This is a genomic window from Hyphococcus lacteus (assembly GCF_041058985.1).
Lineage (GTDB): Bacteria > Pseudomonadota > Alphaproteobacteria > Caulobacterales > Parvularculaceae > Hyphococcus > Hyphococcus lacteus.
This window is the reverse complement of the sequence record NZ_JBEHZE010000006.1, coordinates 1-1,768: the sequence shown is the minus strand read 5'-3', so window position 1 is coordinate 1,768 and position 1,768 is coordinate 1. Positions and strand designations below refer to the sequence as shown.

Below are 1,768 nucleotides of genomic sequence, written 5' to 3'. Positions count from 1 at the left end.
AATCCGTAATCACCCGACTGATTCTCTCGACAATCTCTGTATCGCGCCGGATATCGTCTTTCATCAGCTTCCGGATTGCAGGGTCCGTCTCTGTTTTTAGCTCTTCGGTAAGTTCCTCGATTTCTTCTAATGCCCACGTCTTTTGTTCCCGCAGTTTGTCGTATTTGAGTTTTTCCTCTTTCGTCATTGGCCCTTTGACATCGACTTGCCCTGTTTTCATGTCGACCACGATGTGGTCGGGGTGAGGGATCGGCTCAGGGCCTATCCGACCGGTCAATTTTCGGTCTTCAAGCTCACGCTCCCATTCAATTTTGTACGACATCATTGAGTCAAAATATTCAGCGTATAGCTGTTTGTCTGAGGCTTCGGTTGTTGCAAGAAGGCTCGTAAATAACGCTTGCGCTCTGGGTTGGCCTTTGGCGGCGTTGACAGCGAGCGTCCGCATCACGGCTTGTGCCATCGGATAGGTCACGGTTTTGCCGCCTTCGACGACGTCTATAGAACGGTAGGCCTCTTTGATGATGATGCTCTTGAGCCGCTCTTCATTGAGGTTGGGAAGACGGTTCTTGGCCCCTTTCGGACGGCCCTTTGGGATTGCCGGATTTTCCCTTCTTGAAACGATAAGAGACTGGTGGCTTTCCATATCCAACCTCGTAATCCGCTTCCGATGATGGAAGGTTGGTGAGTGCCTTGTGTTTTTCAATTGCTTTCCGGGTCATGCGGCCACCTTGTTTGGATGGGCCGTAACGCCGCAAATGATCTGTTCTGCCTCATCTTTTGCGAAGGCTTCCCACCGACGAATGATCCGGTCGCAATAGATAGGATCGAGTTCACACAGATATCCGCGCCGTCCGGTTTTTTCTGCAGCGATTAAAGTGGAGCCCGAGCCTCCAAAGAGGTCGAGGACTATGTCGCCGCGCCCGGAGACGTCTTTGATGGCATCGGCAATCATCTGTACCGGTTTGACGGTAGGGTGGAGTTCTAACTCCTCCATCCGTCCGGCTTTCATGGTGTTGACGCCGCGATAGTTCCAAACATTGGTGCGATAGCGACCATGCTGACCGAGTTCGAATGTGTTGGTGTGTGGCGCATCCCCAACTTTATAGGCAAGGATCAGTTCGTGACGAGACCGGTAGAACGTTCCCATGCCGCCATTGTCTTTTGCCCAAACGATGAGGTTTTTGAGTTCACTGTAAACTTCGCTACCCGCCGCCATGAGCTCTGCCATGTGCCGCCAATCCATGCAGATAAAATGGATAGCGCCATCAACGCTGACCTCGGCGAGGTTGCGAAAGGCCGTTTGCAAGAACTGTGTGAACTGGCCCTCGGTCATCTCACCGGACGCCATGGCGAACTCGCGGTGCTTGATCTTGCCGAGGCCGGAGACATGTCCATCGATGGGCACATTGTATGGCGGGTCCGTAAAGACCATTCGAGCCATATGGCCATTCATCAGTAGAGATACGACATCGGGATCAAGAGCATTACCGCAGATGAGGCGGTGTCGCCCCAGTTGCCAGACATCCCCGAGGCTACATCGCGCTGGGCCATCAGGCGCGGGAAGGTCATCGGCAGGATCATTTGGCTCCTCGGGCTTCAAGCCCTCGACCAACTGATCGATCTCCGGGATCGAGAAGCCAGTTGCTTCGATTTCAAAATCGAGATCTAGGCTGACCAATTCTTCAAGCTCTTCTGCAAGGAGTTGCTCGTCCCATCCGGCGTTAAGGGCGAGTTTGTTATCGGCAAGCACGTAAGCGCGTTTTTGTTT

General features: G+C 53.0%; 2 protein-coding genes. Both read right to left on the bottom strand.

Annotation, left to right across the window (positions count from 1 at the left end):
• Positions 1-643, bottom strand: a 643-nt coding sequence (locus ABFZ84_RS14750) for a DUF5681 domain-containing protein (protein WP_369314850.1), incomplete at its 3' end; no start/stop codon positions are given.
• Positions 644-715: 72 nt separating this feature from the next.
• Positions 716-1,768: DNA-methyltransferase (locus tag ABFZ84_RS14745; RefSeq protein WP_369314849.1), on the bottom strand; the 1,053-nt coding region annotated here is incomplete at its 5' end.